We start from the raw sequence: 18,380 nt of genomic DNA on the forward strand, positions 1-18,380 counted from the left end.
TGCCGCCCACGCTGACACCGTCCTACCCCCTGTACCTACCCCGCAATGGAGTGCCTGCCATGCCCAGCCCCGAGTCCCGTGTGGCGTTCGTCTCCGGCGCCCGGCTGCCTGGCTGGGTGGAGCGCTTCGCCGCGAGCCATGGCGCGCTAGCCGAGGAGGAGCTCGACGCCGGCCTGCAGCTGAGTGCCGCGGACGGGGCCGTGGCGCTGCTGCAGGCGCCGTGGCCGGTGGACGGCCGGCCCGGGCGCGGCAGCGACGCCGTCGCGCGGCTTGCGTCCCTGGCATCCCAGCCGCGGAGCATCGGGGCTGTGCTGGTCCGCCGCGGAGGCTACTCCGTGGCAGTGGTCAGCGGCGGCGCCGTGCTCGCATCCAAGACCGGGACGCGCCACGTCCAGTCCCGGACGGCGGCGGGCGGATGGTCCCAGCAGCGCTTTGCCCGGCGGCGGGCGAACCAAGCGGACGCCCTGGTGGAGGCCGTGGCGGAGCATGCCGCCCGGATCTTCGCGGACCACCGGATCGAATACCTTGCGCCGGGCGGCGACCGGACCCTGGCCGAGCAGGTCCTCGCCGAACCCGTACTCAAGCAGCTCGCCGCCCGCCCGAGGCTGGCGTTCTTGGATGTCCCGGACCCGCGCGCCGCGGTGCTGAAGAGGGCCGCCGCGGACCTGTGCGCGGTGCGGATCCTGGTGACGGATCCGCCGTCGTAGAAACGGCCGCCGCTCCATCCCCCAGTGTGCAGGTGGAATGACGGCCCCTTCGCTTTCCTGCTGCCGAACGCCGGCGCTACAGGCAGACACTGTCTTAGCCCTGTGAGGCGTATTGAAGCAGGAAGTGTTCCAGAATGCTAACTTCGAGGGGTTCTTGCCAGCCAGGATCGTCCACATTTGCGGCGGCCAATGCGTGCCCGGCCGTGAGCAGGTGCCAACCGGGGAAGGGGCCCTCAGGCAGTTCCTGTTCCTGTTCCTGTTCCTGTTCCTGTTCCTGTTCCTGTGCTGGATCCGGGGGCAGGCCGCAGTTCAGATCAACGTCCGGATCCGGAGGCAGGCCGCGGTCCGGGGCTGGATCCATTTCCGCGTCTCCGTTCGGGTCCGCGTTCGCTTCCAGGACGCCGGGTGGCCAGTGGGGTGGTTCCCAGTCCTGCTGCTCGCTGGGGTAGTAGCGCCCTGAGGGTGAGGTCCAGCCGGGCGGTGTGTCTTTGCTGGCCCCGGAGGGTGTCCAGGCCGAGGCGTGTTTGAGGCGGTGGTGCTTGCGGCACGGCTGGCCGAGGTTGGCGATCCCGGTGGTGCCTCCGCCGGCCCAGGCCAGGAGGTGGTCGGCGTCGTTGTCCAGGGACGGGTTGTTGCACCCGGGAAACGGGCACCGGCCGTCGCGGAGCCGGAGCCATTGGCGCATGGTCTTCGTGAGGCGGTAGCTGTTCCGGCCGATTTCCAGCGGCGCCCCGTCCCGGGGATCGACCAGGACCCGGTAGAACGAGCCGGCGCCGTCGGCGACCAGGCGGCGGGCCATCGAGGGCGGGATCGGCCCGTATCCGTCGAGCATCGCCGGTTCCTCCGTGGCACCCAGGAGGGAGAGTACGGGGACGGTGATGAGGACCTGTGCGCGCGGGACCGGCACCTCCCCGGCAAGACCGGCGTCGGTACCGGTGTCGGTACCGGTGTTGAGGAGCAAGGTGGCGGCGATGTCGGCGCGGAGCTGGGTCAGGGTGCGTGCCTCGTCCGGGCCCTGGAGGGCGCGGGCGGCAGTGGTGGTCCGGTCCCAGATCCCCGCGGCGGTATCTGCCGGCAGGTACGCGGAGAGCCAGGCCATCCCGTCAGAGTCCGGGCGGAATTCGACCCGCCGGTCTTTCGCGCTTCTGGTGTGGCGTTGTTCGATGCTGTCCGGGTGGTGGCGTTCGCGCCACGAGCGCACTTTCGAGCGGAACCGGTACGGGACCAGGTCCCCGGCCGGACAGCCCCGGGCAGGGTTCGGGGCGTCGGGGTCCAGGAAGTGCGCCTCCAGCGCGGCGGCCCCGGCCGGGTCCAGGTTCGCGGTTTCATCCACCATGACCCGGGCGTGCGCCCAGGAGATCGTCCCGGCACCCAGCGCAGCCAGGGTCAGCGGCAAACGGCTCGTCAGGGCCAGACAGTCGCCCAGAAACGCCCCGGCGGTCCCCGCTCCCACCGTCAGGACACACGCGACCTCAGCGGTCACCGCCATCTCCTGGCACCTGGCGTCCTGCAGGGCCACCGCCGGTGCCGCCATGGCATCGGTGGCCCGCACATAGGCCGCCGCCAGCAGCACCTTCAACGCAGCAAACCGCGCCTCCACCTGGGCCATGTCGCCCAGACCGTCCAGGCACTCATCCGCCAGATCCCGCAACGGATCATCCCCCAACGGGCCGGCCCCGGACGGACCACTGTGGCCAGAACCGGACGGACCAGCGATATCAGAACCTGACCGATCAGTGCGGTCAGCGCCGCCCCCAGGGACGGAATCCAGCGCCGCACTCAACGCCGCAACAGCCGCCAGGGCCTCCCTTACCTCCGCACTCCAGTCCGTGCTTTCCATATACCCAAACTAGTGGGCACCTCTGACTCTTTTAGATCCCGGTCGAAGGCGCTCGGACGCCGTGCAAGGATCGTCCGGTTCCGCTGCTGGGCTTCCAGCTTCTGCTGGCCCATGGAGCCGAAGAGCAGGGTGGCGGACAGGGCGTTGAAGGGCGTGGCCACATTGTGCTCGACGCCCCTGAGGTGCGCGGCCTTCAGGTCCTTGGCAGCACTGCCAAGGCGGTGTCCGCTGTTCACTTCGAGACGGAGTCCTGGTCCCGGGCAACCCGGCTGTCGCCGGTGCTGCCTTGAACAGTGTCAGCAGCTCGGTTAGCTGGTCGCCGGGGTTGAAGGAAGGCGCGCCGCCCAAACGACGCCGCCGACGACCTGAAGAAGACTCACAGCCCGCGTCAAGTCGGGATGTTCGGCCCACATACGCATGCACTTACGCCACGGCTCGGGGCCGAATTCCCACCGGGTCGAGTGCTGCACCGGAAACAACACCCCGAGTACACCATCACCGATGGCCATCATCGCTACGGATTCTGCAATAACAACTTTCATGAGGTGCCTCCGTGAATTGCGGCCGTCGACGGCTGGTCCGGCAACCTGGCCGAAAGGGGGCGCATGCCCTTATTGACTCCGATTGTTCTCCGCAGCGATCAGGGTCCCCAGTGCTGAAAGGCCCGGTCCCTGCCTGGTCGGCGGATGTGGTTTCCTGGATGCTTGGGGCGCCCCGCATCTTCACCGGCTGTCCGTCCTGGATCTCGGGTCTGGCACCGGGCTGGGCACCGTGGCTACTGGTTCTGTGGCTACGAACGGATAACGGTGGCCTTTCCCACGGACAAGAGCCTGGCGTAGTTCAAACACATGCTCAAGCTTTCGTTGGCCGGAACACGGGCGCCATCGAGGGCTACGGAATTTCCCTCAGACAGCGCCGAACTATCGGGCAGAACCAATGATTCGCCATCGAACTTCGTTCCTTCGGGGAAAACCAACGTGTAGTCATCACCGTCTTCCGCCCGGATGAAGAGGCATCCGGCTCCGTCCTTTTCCAGGCTTCCCGTGAGCTGGGCGTCTACTCGCGGAGCGGATGACGGACCGGAGTGAACTATGGCCTTCTTACCCTCGCCACTGAGAAGTAACTCGGTCGGCAATTCTTGCTGCGCTGAAGGCGAGGAAGCTCCGGTGTTCGCATCCCTCTCAGGCGTTGCCGCACATGCCGCCAACGTAAGAGCGATGGCAACTGCAGCGCTCAACGCAAATCGGTGCTTCATATCTGTCCCCCATCAGATAGGTGTTGCGCGTTGCCCCAGCCTAAGGCCGACCAAACGAATGCGACCCGACCCATCGCGACTGGGACATAATCGTCCGAGTGGCAGTACGCCGCCGCGCGGCCGCTGCTCTCAGCACCCGGTCAGGTGCCGCTTGGGCCGTTCCTGCCGGTAGATGTATCGGCCGGATTCCTGGAAACCGGCGCGGGTGTAGAGTTCCCGGGCGCCGGCATTGGAGGCCATCACCAGCAGCCAGTAGCTGCTGAGACCCAGGGCGTCCCCTTCGCGCATCAGGGCGTGCAGGATCCGGTCGGCATGGCCGCGCCGCCGTGCATCCGGGCGCGTCACCATGCAGTACAGCCCGCCTGTCCCGCCCGGCGGAAGAGCAAGGCGTCCGACGGCGGCGGGACGGCCGTCGTCGTCGCGCACCAGGGCGTACAGCGAGGGGCAGCGCTCGAGGATCCCGCGGGCGACGGCGAGGGCAGTGTCGTCGCCGCGGCCGTCCACGCTCCACCACAGCCGCAACCACTCCGGAGAGGGCTCGGCGGTGATCTCGATGCCGCTGTCAAAGCGGCCCGTCGACTCCGTGCCGCCGTCGCGGACCAGCACCAGGGTCTCGGACTGCCGGGTGAACCCTTCCTCATCCAGGACGGTGTGGAGCGGCGCGTAGCGCGGGTCCTCGAAGACCTGGAAGATCAGCGGCAGCCTGCGTTTCCGGTACCAGAGGCGCGCCTCCCGGAGCGCGGCGACCAGCGCGTGGGGGTCGGCCCCGGGTTTGCGGGGCCAGACGGAGTTGGCCCGCTGCGTCACGCCGGAGGCGGCGCGGAGCACCCAGCCGCCGGATTCCTCCCGCTCGGCGGCAGGCCACGCGGCATCCATCAGCTCCTCAAGCCCGGCCATCGGTTCCGGCTCCATCGGGCCCCTTTCCGTCCGGCAGATCTTCCAGTAATCGCCGGTCCAGTTCCGGCACAGCGACAGCAAAGGCTCCCCGGTTGCCCGGAGAGCCTTTGCAGTTGATCACGTCAGGCTACTTGGTGCCGTCAGCCTTCTTGGCTTCAGGCTTGAAGTCCACGCCGGCTTCCTTGCGCTGCTGCGCCGTGATCGGAGCAGGAGCCTGGGTCAGCGGGTCGAAACCGCCGCCGGACTTCGGGAAGGCGATGACGTCGCGGATGGACTCGACGCCGGCCAGCAGCGCGACCACACGGTCCCAGCCGAACGCGATGCCGCCGTGGGGAGGCGCGCCGAACTTGAAGCCCTCCAGCAGGAAGCCGAACTTGGTCTGGGCGTCTTCCTTGTCCAGGCCCATGAGCTCGAAGACCCGTTCCTGGACGTCGCGTTCGTGGATACGGATGGAGCCGCCGCCGATTTCGTTGCCGTTGCAGACGATGTCGTAAGCATAGGACAGGGCCGACTCGGGATCCTGGTCGAAGCTGTCCATGAATTCCGGCTTGGGTGAGGTGAATGCGTGGTGCACGGCGGTCCATTTGCCGGCACCGACGGCGACGTCACCGGACGCCACTGCGGCTGCGGCGGGTTCGAACATCGGTGCGTCGACGACCCAGCAGAAAGCCCAGTCAGCGGGGTTGATCAGGCCGGTACGGTGGCCGATCTCCACGCGGGCGGCACCCAGCAGGGCGCGGGACGGGGTCTGCTCGCCGGCAGCGAAGAAGATGCAGTCACCGGGCTTGGCGCCGACGGCGTCGGCGAGGCCCGCACGCTCGGTGTCGGTGAGGTTCTTGGCCACGGGGCCGGCGAGTTCGCCGTCTTCCTTGTACAGGACGTAGGCCAGGCCCTTCGCGCCGCGCTGCTTGGCCCATTCCTGCCAGGCGTCGAGGGCGCGGCGGGCCTGCGAGGCACCCCCGGGCATAACGACGGCACCGACGTAGGGTGCCTTGAAGACGCCGAAGTTGGTGTCCTTGAAGAATTCCGTCAGCTCGGTGAGCTCCTGGCCGAAGCGCAGGTCCGGCTTGTCCGAGCCGTAGCGGGCCATCGCGTCGTGATACGTGATGCGCTGGATCGGCGTCGGGATCTCGACGTCGATCAGCTTCCACAGTGCCTTGACGATGTTTTCGCCGAGACGGATGATGTCGTCCTGCTCGACGAAGCTGGCTTCGATATCGAGCTGGGTGAATTCCGGCTGGCGGTCCGCGCGGAAGTCCTCATCGCGGTAGCAGCGGGCGATCTGGTAGTACTTTTCGAAGCCACCCACCTGCAGAAGCTGCTTGAAAAGCTGCGGGGACTGCGGCAGCGCATACCAGGAACCCGGCGCCAGGCGCGCGGGGACCACGAAGTCGCGGGCGCCTTCCGGCGTCGAGCGCGTCAGCGTCGGGGTTTCGATCTCGACGTAGCCGTCCTGGTGGAGCAGCTCGCGGGCCACGCGGTTGGCCTCGGAGCGCAGGCGCAGGTTGCGGGCCGGGCCGGGGCGGCGCAGGTCCAGGTAGCGGTGCTTGAGGCGGGCTTCCTCGCCGACTTCGACGTGCTCGTCGATCTGGAACGGCAGCGGCTCGGAGGTGTTGAGGATGGTGACCTTCTCGGCCATGACCTCAATCTCGCCGGTGGCCAGCGCCGGGTTCTCGTTGCCCTCGGGGCGCCGGGAAACGGTGCCTACGATCTGCAGCACGAACTCGTTGCGCAGCCCGTGGAAGACTTCCTCTTCACGGACGACCACCTGGGACACGCCGGAAGCGTCGCGCAGGTCAACGAAGGCGACACCACCGTGGTCACGACGCCGGCCGACCCAGCCGGCGAGGGTTACGGTTTGTCCAATGTGCTCGGAGCGGAGGGATCCGAGGTCATGTGTGCGCAGCACAGCACGCCTTTCTGAAGAAGACAGAGGGAAATCAAAACTCATGTTCAATAGGATCGCTACTGGAACGATCCCGTACGAGTTTACCCGTTGGAAAGGCCCCTCCCGCCATGGCAAGCCGGCACCAGAGCACGCCACCCCCTGACCGGCACACCCCCCGGCCGCTGCAGCGCCGCCTTGGCGTTGTGGATTCGACCGCGATCGGGCTCGGCTCCATGCTGGGCGCCGGCGTTTTTGTGGTCTTCGCGCCCGCCGCCGCCCTCGCCGGTCCGCTGCTCGCCGTCGCCGTGGCCCTGGCCGGTGTGATTGCGTACTGCAATGCGGTCGCCTCCGCCCAGCTGGCCGCCCAGTACCCCTCCAGCGGCGGCACCTACGTTTACGGGCGGAAGCGGCTGGGAGAGTGGCCGGGCTTCATCGCGGGCTGGGGCTTCGTGACCGGAAAAACTGCTTCCTGCGCGGCGATGGCGCTGACGTTCGGCCACTATGCGGCGCCGGAGTTCGCGACGCCGCTGGCGGTGGCCGCCGTCGTGGTCCTGACTGGAGTGAACCTGCTTGGCATCACCCGGACCGCCCTGCTGACCCGGATCCTGCTGGGCGTGGTGCTCGCCACCCTCGCGTTCGTGGCGGCCGCGTCGGTCCTGGGGCCGCATCCCCCATCGGACGGTGCCGCCGGCTCAGGCGGCGGCTGGGGTGTACTCCCGGCAGCCGGACTGATGTTCTTTGCCTTCGCCGGCTATGCGCGGATCGCGACGCTGGGCGAAGAGGTCAAGGACCCTACCCGCACCATCCCGCGCGCCATCCTGGCCGCGCTGGCCGGGGCCTTCGTGATCTACCTCGGGCTGGCGCTGCTGCTGCAGTGGCACCTGCCGCCGCAGCAGCTGGCCACCTCGACGGCGCCGCTGCTCGACGCCGTCGCCAGCTCGCGGCTCAGCGCCGGCGCCCCGTTCGTTCAGGCCGGCGCCGCGGCTGCCTGCCTCGGCGCGCTGCTGGCACTGATCACGGGAGTCGGCCGGACCGCAATGGCGATGGCGCGGGAACGTGACCTGCCGTCCCCGCTCGCCCGGGTGGGCGGCCCGCACACGGTTCCGTTCCTCGCCGAACTGACCGTCGCGGCCGCCGTCATCGTGCTGCTGCTGACCACCAACGTGCTGACGGTCGTGGGCTTCTCCAGCTTCGGCGTCCTGGTGTACTACTCCGTGACGAATGCCGCCGCCTTCACGTTGCCCGCGCGCCCCTGGCATGCCCCGCGCTGGCTCAACGCGCTGGGTTTCCTTGGCTGCCTGCTCCTGGCCGTGACCCTGCCGCCCGCCTCGGTGCTGGGCATGGCGGCCGTGCTGGCGCTGGGCGTGGCCGGGCGCTTTGTCGTTCTGCGGTTCCGGAAAGCCGCCGCCTAGGCTTTCAGGACCCGGACATACAGGTCCTCCGCGGCCGGAGCCCAGGTGGCCGGATCGGCGTCGACCTGCTCGCCGGAGCGGATGTCCTTGACCTGGTGCTTGCCGTCGTCGTCGGTGAACCAGACGAAGGGGATGCCGCGGCGGTCCGCGAATTTGATCTGTTTGCCGAACTTCTCGGCCTTGGCCGCGACCTCGGTGGCGATTCCGCGGCTCCGCAGCTCCGCGGCAACGTCCTGCGCCGCGCCCCAGCTGTCATCGCTGTTGAGCGCCACCAGCACGGCGGTCGGGACGGACCGTGTCGCCTTGGCGAGGTCCTGGCTGAGGATCCGGGAGACCAGCCGGGTCACGCCGATGGAGAGGCCGACGCCGGGGAACTTGCGGTTCCCCTTGCTGGCGAGGGCGTCGTAGCGCCCGCCGGAGCAGATCGAGCCGAGCTGTTCGTGGCCCACCAGGACGGTCTCCACCACGGTGCCGGTGTAGTAGTCCAGGCCGCGGGCGATGCTGAGGTCAGCAACGACCTTGCCGGGCGCCCGCTGGACGGCTGCCGCGATGACCTGCTCCAGTTCGGTCAGGCCCTCCTCAAGCAGTTCGTTGCTGACCCCAAGAGCGCGGACCTGCTCCACGAACGACGTGTCCTCGGTGCGGATCGAGGCCAGCTTGAGGGCGGACTGGGCCTGCTCGTCGGTGGCGCCGAGCTCGGATTTCAGCAGCTCGGCCACCTTGGCCGGGCCGATCTTCTCAAGCTTGTCGATGCTGCGCAGCACACCGGCGGTGTCGGTGAGTCCAACGCCGTTGTAGAAGCCCTCGGCCAGTTTGCGGTTGTTGATCCGGAGCAGGAAAGCCGGGATCGGCAGGGCGCTCAGGGCCTCGGCGATGACCAACGCGATCTCGACGTCGTAACGGAACGGCAGGTCGCCGTCGCCCACGATGTCGATATCGGCCTGGGTGAACTCGCGGGCACGGCCTTCCTGCGGACGCTCCCCGCGCCAGACCTTCTGGATCTGGTAGCGGCGGAACGGAAAAGCGAGGTAGCCGGCATTCTCGACGACGTACCGGGCGAACGGCACCGTGAGGTCGAAGTGCAGCGCCAGGGCGTGCGGATCGCCCTTGTGTGACCTGGCGGCGCCTGTTTCAGTGTCCGTTGCGGTGCCTGTGGCGCTGTCGCCGTCGTCGTCCTGGAGCCGGCTCAGTCCGTAAACCTCTTTGTCGATCTCGCCCTTGCGCAGCAGCTGCCCGACCGTCTCCACCGCGCGGGTTTCAATGGAGGAAAAGCCGTGGAGTTCGAAGACCCTGCGCAGCGTGTCCAGCACATGCAGCTCCACCAGCCGCTCCTCGGGAAGCCACTCGGGGAATCCGGACAGGGAGGCGGTGCGTGCCATGGTGGATTTTCTCCTCAGGTAAAACCGGCCGTGGTCCCCTGCGCCGCGCTGCGGCCGAAACGGGCCGTCCGAAACGGGGAGCAGATGGGCGGCAGACAGGCCGGTCATGCATAAACTGTGTGCGGCAGTCAGTTTATGCGTTCTGCGCCCGCAACTTCTAATGCGGCCGGATACGCCCGGGCTGCCGGCAGCATTACCGCTGAACACGCGACGGCGCCCCCGCGCTGGCCGGGTTCGGCCCTACACCCAGGAGGACTTTTGGCGGCCAGTTCACGGAGCGCCCGCGAAGCCAAGCGGCGCGTCCAGCAAATGGAGGCGAAGCGCGAGCTGCGCAAGGAGCAGGACAAGCGCCGCAAGCGCGACAACGTCCTGGCCATTGGCGCGGGAACGGCCGCGGTAGTCGTTGCCCTCGTGCTGCAGCTGACGGTCTTCGCCTCCAATCCCACCGAGGACGAGTACGCCGCCGCCCAGGCCGGGCTGACCACCCCCTCGGCCACGCCGTCGGCCTCCCCGAGCAACGCCGACAACATCCCGAAGCCTGAAACGGCAGCCGGCCAGACCTTCACCGGGGAACTCAAGCTCAACAGCGGCACACTCGGCGTGGAACTGGACGGCACCAACGCGCCCCAGGCCGCCGCCGTCTTCAAGTCCCTCGCGGACCAGAACTTCTATGCCGGGCTCAACTGCCACCGGCTCACCACGGCCGAAACGTTCGGCGTGCTGCAGTGCGGCTCCAAGGCAGGCGACGGCAGCAGCGACCCAAGCTTCACCTGGGGCCCGCTGGAGAACACCCCGCCGGACAACACCTACCCGGCCGGAACCATCGCCGTCGCCCGGAGCGGCGGGAATGCCTACGGCAACGGCACCCAGTTCTTCATTGTGTACAAGGACACCGTCATTCCAGCCGACGCGGCGGGCGGCTACACCGTGGTGGGGAAGGTGACCTCGGGACTGGATGTGGTGTCCAATATCGCAGCCGCCGGACTAAAACCGGGTGATAACGCCACAGACGGCGCCCCTGCCGAACCAGTCACGATAGACTCGTTCTCTCTGAAGTAACCAGCCGTTGCCCTTGTGGCCACGGCCCCGGTATTTCCCTCCAAGCGAAAGACTTCTAGCGGTGACAGACAGTCAGAAATCCGACGAAACAGTGTCAGCAGCAGCTGCCAACGAGACCGAAACTGAGGCTGGGTTCGCAGAACTGAGCACAGAACAGGGCACAGTTCAGGCGACAGACACTCCCACAAGCACGGTGCCGGAGTCGGCAGCCGAGCCCGAGGCGAAGGCCACGACGGCCGAGGCCGCACCCGAAGCTGCTCCGGCTCCCGCCGAGGAAGCCGCACCGGAGGCTCCGGCCGAGGAAGCTGCTCCGGCTCCCGCCGAGGAAACTGCTGCGGAGGCTCCTGCCGAGGAGGCTGCACCGGAGGCTCCGGCTACTCCCGCCGCTCCGCGTCCCGCCCCCTCACCGGCAGCGTTCGCCGCCCGGCCGAAGGCAAAGCCCTCCCCCGCCGCTCCGGCCGCCGCACCGGCCGCCGTGTCCTCTGCCGCCTCACTGGCCGAAGCGGCCCGCTGGGGCCGCGTCGAGGGCGACGGCCATGTCTTCCTGACCGTCGACGGCGAGGAGCATCCCGTCGGCCAGTACCCCGGCGTCAGCGATGACGAGGCCCTGGGCTACTTCGCCCGGAAGTACGACGACGTCGTGGCGCAGATTGTCCTGCTGGAACAGCGCGTCAGCTCCAAGGCGCCCGCCACGGACATGCAGAAGACCGTCACCCACCTGCGCGAACAGCTTGCCGAACGCAACATGGTGGGCGACCTTCGCTCCGCCGAGGCCCGCCTGGACACCCTTGCCACGCAGATCTCCGAACTCGAAAAGGCCGAGAAAGCCGAACACGACGCCGTCCGCGCCGCCGAACTGGCCGCCCGCGAGGCGATCGTGGCCGAGGCTGAAGAGATCGCGGGCCACGACCCGGCCCAGATCCAGTGGAAGACCTCCAGCGCCCGGATGAACGAACTGTTCGAGAGCTGGAAGACCGCGCAGAAGAGCGGCGTCCGGCTTGGACGCAGCAACGAGGATGCCCTCTGGAAGCGTTTCCGTGCCGCCCGCACCGTCTTTGACCGGCACCGCCGCGCGTACTTCTCCCAGCTGGACAGCACCAACTCGGCCGCCAAGGCCGCCAAGGAGAAGCTGATCACCGAGGCCGAGGCCCTGTCGTCCTCGACCGACTGGGGCTTTGCCGCCGGTGAATACCGCCGTCTGATGGACGAGTGGAAGGCATCGCCGCGCGCCAGCCGCAAGGACGACGACGCCCTCTGGGCACGATTCCGGGCCGCGCAGGACGTCTTCTTCACCAACCGCCAGGCGGCAAACGACGAGATCGACCAGGAATACGGCGCCAATCTGGTGGTCAAAGAAGCCCTGCTCGCGGAAGCCAACGAACTGCTTCCCATCAAGGACCTCGCCGCCACCAAGAAGGCGCTCCAGTCCATCCGTGACCGCTGGGAAGAAGCCGGCAAGGTTCCCCGCGCCGACATGGGCCGCGTCGAAGCCGGGCTGCGGAAGGTCGAAGACGCCGTACGCCACGCCGAGGACGAGAACTGGAAGCGCTCCAACCCGGAGACGAAGGCACGCACCAACAGCGCGCTGTCACAGCTGGAGTCGGCCATCGCCGGACTCCGGGATGACCTGGCCAAGGCCGAGAGGGCCGGCGACGAGCGCAAGATCAAGGCCGCCAGGGAAGCCCTCGAGGCCCGTGAGGCCTGGCTGGAACAGCTCGAGAAGTCTGCGAGCGAGCTCTCCTAGCAACAAGCACCACAGCACCCGGCTTCTTTTGAATCAGGCGTGGCAGGCCCCGCTCCGGTTATCCACATGACCGGGTCGGGGCCTGTTTGCTTTGCCGGGGAGCGGACAGGATGGCTGAATGGTCATTCTTCACGGCCCGCCCTCGCCCAAGCCAGCACCGCCCAACCTGGCCCAGCCCAAGCCAGCACCGCCCAACCTGGCCCCGTCCGAGCTGGCCCCGGCCAATCTGGCCGCGTCCGAGCTGTACTCCCCTGGTGTGCTGTTCTCCTGGCCCGAGCTGCAGGCGATGGCGTCCGACGGCGTGCTGACGCAGTTGTACCAGCGCGGCTATCTGCCGCCCGGCACCCGGCCCACTCCGCAGCTCCGGGCCCGCGCGGCGTCCGTCCTGATAGGTCCGGCCGTCCGCCAGCGGGTCGTCGCGGGGAGGATGACGGCAGCTTGGATCTATGGCTGCGCCGCGGAACCGGACCGGCTCGCCATGCTGGTGGACGCCAACCGGCGGATTTCCAGTCTCCGGTCGACCCGGGGCTGCACCTTCCATGAGGTGCGCCTGGGCCCGTTCGACGTCGTGAGCCTCGGCGGACTGATGGTCTCCAGCCCGCTGCGGACCGCGGTGGACGTCGCCTTGCACGTCGAATCCGGGCGGGCTGTGCCGGCCCTGCGGGCGCTTCTGGGCAAACCTGAGCTGGGCCTGAGGCTGCGGCTGCTGATGCACGCCGTCGAAGCCACCCCGGGCATGCCGTACAGGAAGGCCGCCTTGGCGAAGCTCGAGCAGGTGCGGGCCGGCCCGGCGCCTTAGCGCCGGACCACGACCGTTCGTCCGGCCTTAGCTGCGCCGCCGATTGCCGGTGGTCCGGTAGACGTCGAAGACGCCGTCGATGCGGCGGACAGCGCTCAGGACGTGGCTCAGGTACTTGGGGTCGCCCATCTCGAAGGCGAACTTGGAGATGGCCACCCGGTCCGTGGACGTGTGCACGCTGGCGGCCAGGATGTTGACGTGGTTTTCCGACAGGATCCTGGTCACATCCGAGAGCAGCGACTTGCGGTCGAGGGCCTCGACCTGGATTTCGACCAGGAACACGCTTGACTGTGTGGGCGCCCACTCCACCTCCACGATCCGGTCGGGTTGCTCCAGCAGCCCGCTGACATTCGTGCAGTCCGTCCGGTGCACGGAGACGCCGGAGCCGCGGGTGACGAAGCCCAGGATCGGGTCCGGCGGCACCGGGGTGCAGCAGCGGGCGAGTTTGACCCAGACGTCGTCCACGCCGCGCACCACAACGCCCGAATCGGAGTACCGGGTCTTGGTGACCTGGGTAGGAATGGAGACCTCGGTGAGGTCGTCCTCGGGGGTGTCATTCCCACCGAGGCTCTCCACCAGGCGTTCCATGACGGACTGGGCAGAGGTGTGCCCGTCACCCACCCCTGCGTAGAGGCCGGAGATGTCGACGTACTTGAAATCCTCCGCGACCGCGGCGAGGGCGTCATGCGTCATCAGGCGCTGCAGCGGGAGGTTCTGCTTGCGCATGGCCTTGGTCAGCAGTTCCTTGCCGCGGTCGATCGACTCTTCGCGGCGTTCCTTGCTGAACCACTGCCTGATCTTGTTGCGGGCCCGGGCGCTCTTGACGAAGTGCTGCCAGTCCTGGCTCGGCCCGGCGCCTTCAGCCTTGGAGGTGAAGATTTCCACCCAGTCGCCGTGGTTCAGTTCACTGTTGAGCGGGACCAGCTTGCCGTTGACGCGGGCGCCGATGGTCCGGTGGCCCACCTCGGTGTGGACGGCGTAGGCGAAGTCCACGGGCGTGGAGCCGGCGGGCAGGGCCATGACCTCACCCTTGGGGGTGAAGACGAAGACTTCCCGGGCGTTGATTTCAAAGCGCAGGGAGTCCAGGAACTCGCCGGGGTCGGAGGTTTCCTGCTGCCAGTCCACCAGCGATCGGAGCCAGCCCATGTCGCCGTCGCGCGGACTTCCGGGCCCGGCCGCGGCCCGGTTCGGCTGGTCCTTGTACTTCCAGTGCGCGGCCACGCCGTACTCGGCGCGGCGGTGCATCTCGTGGGTGCGGATCTGGATCTCCACGGGTTTGCCGCCCGGGCCGATCACCGTGGTGTGCAGCGACTGGTACATGTTGAACTTGGGCATCGCGATGTAGTCCTTGAACCGCCCGGGGAGTGGGTTCCAGCGCGAGTGCATGGCGCCCAGGGCGGCGTAACAGTCCCGGACGGAGTCGACCAGGACGCGGACGCCCATCAGGTCATTGATGTCGTCGAAATCCTTGTCCCGGACGATCATCTTCTGGTAGATCGAGTAGTAGTGCTTCGGCCGGCCCGTGATGGTGGCCTTGATCTTGGCCTCGCGCAGGTCCTCGGTGATCTGGTTCCGGATGACCGAGAGGTTCTTTTCGCGTTCGGGGGTCCGGTCCCCCACCATGCGCACGATTTCCTCGTAGACCTTGGGGTAAAGGGCCGCGAACGAGAGGTCCTCGAGTTCCCACTTGATCGTGTTCATGCCGAGCCGGTGCGCCAGCGGGGCGAAGATTTCCAGGGTCTCCCGGGCTTTGCGCGCCGAGGACTCGGCCGAGACGAACCGCCAGGTCCGGGCGTTGTGCAGCCGGTCCGCCAGCTTGATCATCAGGACGCGGATGTCCTTGGCCATGGCCACGACCATCTTGCGCACGGTTTCAGACTGCGCGGCCTCGCCGAAGCTGACCTTGTCCAGCTTGGTGACACCGTCCACCAGCATGGCGACTTCCGGCCCGAACTCGGCCTTCAGGTCCTCCAGGGTGTACGAGGTGTCCTCGACGGTGTCATGCAGGAGCGCCGCGGCCAGCGTGGTTCCGCTGAGCCCCAGCTCCGCCAGGATGGTGGCCACCGCCACGGGGTGCGTGATGTAGGGATCGCCGCTCTTGCGCTTCTGGCCCCGGTGGCAGCGCTCCGCCACGACGAAGGCGCGCTGGATGAGGTCGAAGTCCTCTTTGGGGTTGTTGGCGCGCACGGTTCGCAGCAGCGGCTCAAGAATCGGGGAATAGGCGGGCGCGCCGCGCCCGGTCAGGCGGGCGAGCCGGGAGCGGGTGCGTTCACGCCGGCCGGGGAAGGTGGGGCGTGCGCCCGAGCTGTCCACGGGGACCGGCGGATCGGCGCGTCCGGGAGCCACCACACCAGTCTGCGTACCCTGGCCTGGAGCCTTATCCGCCGGCGCTGATGGCACCGGCGTCGAACGTTCTTCCAATGGAGCACCTCTCCGAACCCGTTAATTCTTCCAGTGTATTCCCGCAGCAGGATACTTCGATAACCGGCGGTGATACGGCGACGGGCCGGAGAGCGTCACGAATGACGTTCTCCGGCCCGTCCGGTACCAGCGGGTTGTCCGGCTGCGGTGACCGGTCCGGCAGGACCGGGGCGGCTATGCCGTGGCCGGCTCCGCCGGGGAGTCGGCCTTGGCAGCAGCCTGGGCGCGGCGGTGGTGTACGCGCTCGGCCTGCTTGACCAGTTCCGGTTCGCTGTGGCGCAGCCAGGCGTAGAGCGGCGCGGCGATGAAGATCGTGGCCGCCGTGCCGATCAGGATCCCGACAAACAGTGCCAGCGAGAGGTCCCGCAGCGTTCCGGCGCCCAGCAGCCCGGCGCCGATGAAGAGGATGGCGCCGACCGGGAGGATGGCCACCATCATGGTGTTGATGGAGCGGACCAGGGTCTGGTTGACGGCCAGGTTGACTTCCTCGCCGAAGGTCCGGCGGGTGGAGGCCTGCAGGTCCGCAGTGTTCTCACGGATCTTGTCGAAGACCACCACGGTGTCATACAGCGAGTAGCTCAGCACCGTCAGGAAGCCGATGATGGCCGACGGGGTCACTTCGAAATCGCTGAGGGCGTAGACGCCGGCGGTGATGAACATCGTCACCAGCATGCCCACGATCGCCGAGAGCGACATCTTCCAGGTCCGGAAGTACAGCGCCATCAGCACGGCGGCGAGCCCGACGAAGATCGCCAGGCCCAGCAGGGCCTGCTTGGTGACGTCGGCACCCCAGGTGGGTCCGATGAAGGTGGACGTCACCTCGTTGTCCGTCACGCCGTAGGCCTCGGTGAGGCCCGCCTTGATCTGGAGCGTCTCATCTTCCGTGAGCTTGTCCGTCTGGATCCGCATCGTGTTGCCGGCGACGTTCGCCACCCGCGGGATGCTGCCGGCGACAACGTCCTCGACGGCCTTCTCGCCGATCGCGGCGTCGGTGGTCTTCACGTTGGAAACCGTGAATTCCGAGCCGCCGCGGAATTCGATGCCGAGGTTGAAGCCGCCCTTGACTACCGGCAGCAGGATCGACAGCGCCACGAGGACAGCCGCAATCAGGAACCAGATCTTCTTGGATCCCACGAAATCGTACGAGCGTTTGCCCGTGTAGAGCTCATTGCCGAAATTGGCGAAGCTGGTGGCCATTTAGTTGCCCTCCTTGGACGTGCTCTTGGAGGAGCCAGCAAGCTGTTCCTGTCGTTCCGCGAGGCGTCGTTCTGCAATGGTCATCCGGCGTTCGGCCTCAGCCGTGGCGCCGGTGTTCTTGGCGCGGAGCGCGGCAACCTGGGCCGGCTTGTCCGCGGGAGTGCGGAACCGGCCCGCCCCCCGGTACAGCGGAACGGCGCCGAGGCTCTTCGGGTCCAGACCGGAGAGCGGGTGGCCTTCACCGAAGAACTTGGTGCGGGCCAGCAGCTGCAGGGTCGGGTGCGTGAACATAAAGACCACGATGAGGTCAGCGATGGCCGTCAGGCCGAGGGTGAACGCGAAGCCGCGGACGTTGCCCACTGCCACGAAGTACAGCACCAGGGCGGCCAGCAGGTTGACGGCCTTGGAGGCCAGGACGGTGCGCTTGGCGCGCTTCCAGCCGTTTTCGACGGCCGAGACGAGGCCACGGCCTTCCCGGAGCTCATCACGGATTCGTTCGAAGTAGACGATGAACGAGTCCGCGGTCTGGCCAATCGCCACGATGATGCCTGCGACGCCGGCAAGGGACAGCCGGTAGTTTTCGGTCCAGCCCAGGATGTCGATCGCCAGGAACGTCAGCGCGCCGGCCATCACGAGCGAGGCGACGGTGACCAGGCCCAGTGCCCGGTACTGGAAGAGGGAGTACACCACCACCAGCAGCAGGCCGATCAGGCCGGCGAGCAAGCCCATCCGGAGCTGCTCGCCACCGAGCGTTGCCGAAATCTGCTGTTCGCTCTGGATTTCGAAGCTGATCGGCAGGGCGCCGAAACGGAGCTGGTCGGAGAGGGCCTTCGCGGACTGCTCGGTGAAGCCGCCGGTGATCTGCGGACGGCCGTCGGTGATGACCGCGAGGGACCGCGGAGCGGAGATGACCTGGTCGTCGAGGACGATCGCGAACTGGGACTTCGGATCCGAGCCGCCCTGGCCGCCGCCGGCGATGTAGAACTGGTACAGCCGCTCGGTGACTTCCTTGAACTTGGCGGTGCCTTCGTCGTTGAACTGGATGTTGACAGCCCACTCGTTGGTCACGGCCCCCTGGGCGCCGCGCTGCAGCTGGAAGGTGGACCCCGCAATGTTGGCGCCCTTGACCTCTACCGGGCCCAGGATGTACTTGATCGCCGGCGAGTTGGCGGAGGCCGGTTCACAGGTGACCAGCGGCTGCGCCGGGTCGGAGCGTTCCTGCTTGTCCTGCGACGGGTTGTCACAGTCGAGCGTTTCGAACTTCTTGTAAATTTCGGGGGTGATCCAGTTCACGTCGCTGCCGTTGGTGGGCTCAGCCGTGGGCTGGGGCAGCTGGTCGTCCGGGGTCAGGGACTCCGCGGGGACGGCTGCGCCCGGACCGGCCTGGAGGACGGGCCGGAAGTTCATGTCGGCGGACGCCTGGATCAGCGCCCGGGTTTCCTTGGAGGGGGTGCCCGGCAGGCTGACGACGACGTTGCGTCCGGACTGCGTGCTGATTTCAGCTTCCGCGACGCCGGAGCCGTCCACGCGCTGGCGGATGATCGCCACGGCCTGGTTGAGCTGTTCTTCGGTGATGTCCGAACCGCCCTCAACCTTGGGCGCCAGGATCATCTGGGTGCCGCCTTCAAGGTCCAAGGCGAGCTTGGGAGCCCAGCTCGCCTGGCCGGCCATCGTGCCGCCTGCCAGGACGGCGGTCAGGACGGCGAGGATAACGCCGAGCCAGACCAGCACCCTGAGGGCTGAGTTTTTGGGGCCAGTTCGTGCCATTGTCGATCTTTCTAT

The 18,380-nt window shown here is 67.7% G+C and carries 13 protein-coding genes; 5 read left to right on the plus strand and 8 right to left on the minus strand.

What is annotated here, in order from left to right; genetic code table 11:
• Nucleotides 1–59 precede the first annotated feature (59 nt).
• On the plus strand, nt 60–707 hold the full coding sequence (locus tag ABIC21_RS10480) for an acVLRF1 family peptidyl-tRNA hydrolase (protein WP_354350333.1): 648 nt from the start codon (nt 60–62) through the stop codon (nt 705–707).
• Nucleotides 708–801: 94 nt separating this feature from the next.
• Here ABIC21_RS10480 and ABIC21_RS10485 read toward each other — a convergent pair whose 3' ends face one another.
• The 4 genes from ABIC21_RS10485 to aspS all read right to left on the minus strand — a co-directional run bounded on the left by ABIC21_RS10485 (nt 802) and on the right by aspS (nt 6,608).
• The gene (locus ABIC21_RS10485; RefSeq protein WP_354350334.1) at nt 802–2,547 is read right to left on the minus strand and encodes an HNH endonuclease signature motif containing protein; all 1,746 of its coding nucleotides are present in this window, start codon (nt 2,545–2,547) and stop codon (nt 802–804) included.
• 308 nt (nt 2,548–2,855) lie between these two features.
• The gene (locus ABIC21_RS10490) at nt 2,856–3,089 is read right to left on the minus strand and encodes a hypothetical protein (RefSeq protein ID WP_354350335.1); all 234 of its coding nucleotides are present in this window, start codon (nt 3,087–3,089) and stop codon (nt 2,856–2,858) included.
• 842 nt (nt 3,090–3,931) lie between these two features.
• Nucleotides 3,932–4,714: a GNAT family N-acetyltransferase gene (locus ABIC21_RS10495; RefSeq protein ID WP_354350336.1), complete on the minus strand. Its 783-nt coding sequence runs from the start codon at nt 4,712–4,714 to the stop codon at nt 3,932–3,934.
• Between the two features lie 112 nt (nt 4,715–4,826).
• On the minus strand, nt 4,827–6,608 hold the full coding sequence (gene aspS / locus ABIC21_RS10500) for an aspartate--tRNA ligase (protein ID WP_354350337.1): 1,782 nt from the start codon (nt 6,606–6,608) through the stop codon (nt 4,827–4,829).
• 107 nt (nt 6,609–6,715) lie between these two features.
• On the opposite strand from aspS, the gene ABIC21_RS10505 reads away from it, so the two are divergent.
• Nucleotides 6,716–7,999, plus strand: a complete 1,284-nt coding sequence (locus ABIC21_RS10505; protein ID WP_354350338.1) for an APC family permease — start codon at nt 6,716–6,718, stop codon at nt 7,997–7,999.
• On the opposite strand, the gene hisS is transcribed toward ABIC21_RS10505, so the two are convergent.
• A complete protein-coding gene (gene hisS / locus ABIC21_RS10510) occupies nt 7,996–9,378 on the minus strand; it encodes a histidine--tRNA ligase (RefSeq protein ID WP_354350339.1) in 1,383 nt (460 codons plus the stop codon). The genes ABIC21_RS10505 and hisS overlap by 4 nt on opposite strands.
• Before the next feature lie 258 nt (nt 9,379–9,636).
• Here hisS and ABIC21_RS10515 point away from each other — a divergent pair, with 258 nt between their 5' ends.
• From ABIC21_RS10515 to ABIC21_RS10525, 3 genes are all read left to right on the plus strand, one after another.
• Nucleotides 9,637–10,437, plus strand: a complete 801-nt coding sequence (locus ABIC21_RS10515; protein WP_354350340.1) for a peptidylprolyl isomerase — start codon at nt 9,637–9,639, stop codon at nt 10,435–10,437.
• Nucleotides 10,438–10,498: 61 nt separating this feature from the next.
• Entirely contained in the window at nt 10,499–12,181 is a 1,683-nt protein-coding gene (locus ABIC21_RS10520; protein ID WP_502935985.1) for a DUF349 domain-containing protein, read from the plus strand.
• A 118-nt stretch (nt 12,182–12,299) separates the two neighbouring features.
• Nucleotides 12,300–12,980 (plus strand): hypothetical protein, encoded by a 681-nt coding sequence (locus tag ABIC21_RS10525; protein WP_354350342.1) that lies wholly within the window; start codon nt 12,300–12,302, stop codon nt 12,978–12,980.
• 27 nt (nt 12,981–13,007) lie between these two features.
• Here the strand turns inward: ABIC21_RS10525 and ABIC21_RS10530 are convergent, their stop codons facing one another.
• From ABIC21_RS10530 to secD, 3 genes are all read right to left on the minus strand, one after another.
• The gene (locus ABIC21_RS10530; RefSeq protein WP_502935986.1) at nt 13,008–15,401 is read right to left on the minus strand and encodes a RelA/SpoT family protein; all 2,394 of its coding nucleotides are present in this window, start codon (nt 15,399–15,401) and stop codon (nt 13,008–13,010) included.
• A gap of 174 nt (nt 15,402–15,575) precedes the next feature.
• Nucleotides 15,576–16,598, minus strand: coding sequence for a protein translocase subunit SecF (secF, locus tag ABIC21_RS10535; protein WP_354350344.1), 1,023 nt, complete (start codon nt 16,596–16,598; stop codon nt 15,576–15,578).
• Complete coding sequence (gene secD, locus ABIC21_RS10540; protein WP_354350345.1) at nt 16,599–18,365, minus strand: protein translocase subunit SecD; 1,767 nt, start codon at nt 18,363–18,365, stop codon at nt 16,599–16,601.
• Nucleotides 18,366–18,380 lie beyond the last annotated feature (15 nt).

The organism is Pseudarthrobacter sp. PvP090 (assembly GCF_040547365.1).
Lineage (GTDB): Bacteria > Actinomycetota > Actinomycetes > Actinomycetales > Micrococcaceae > Arthrobacter.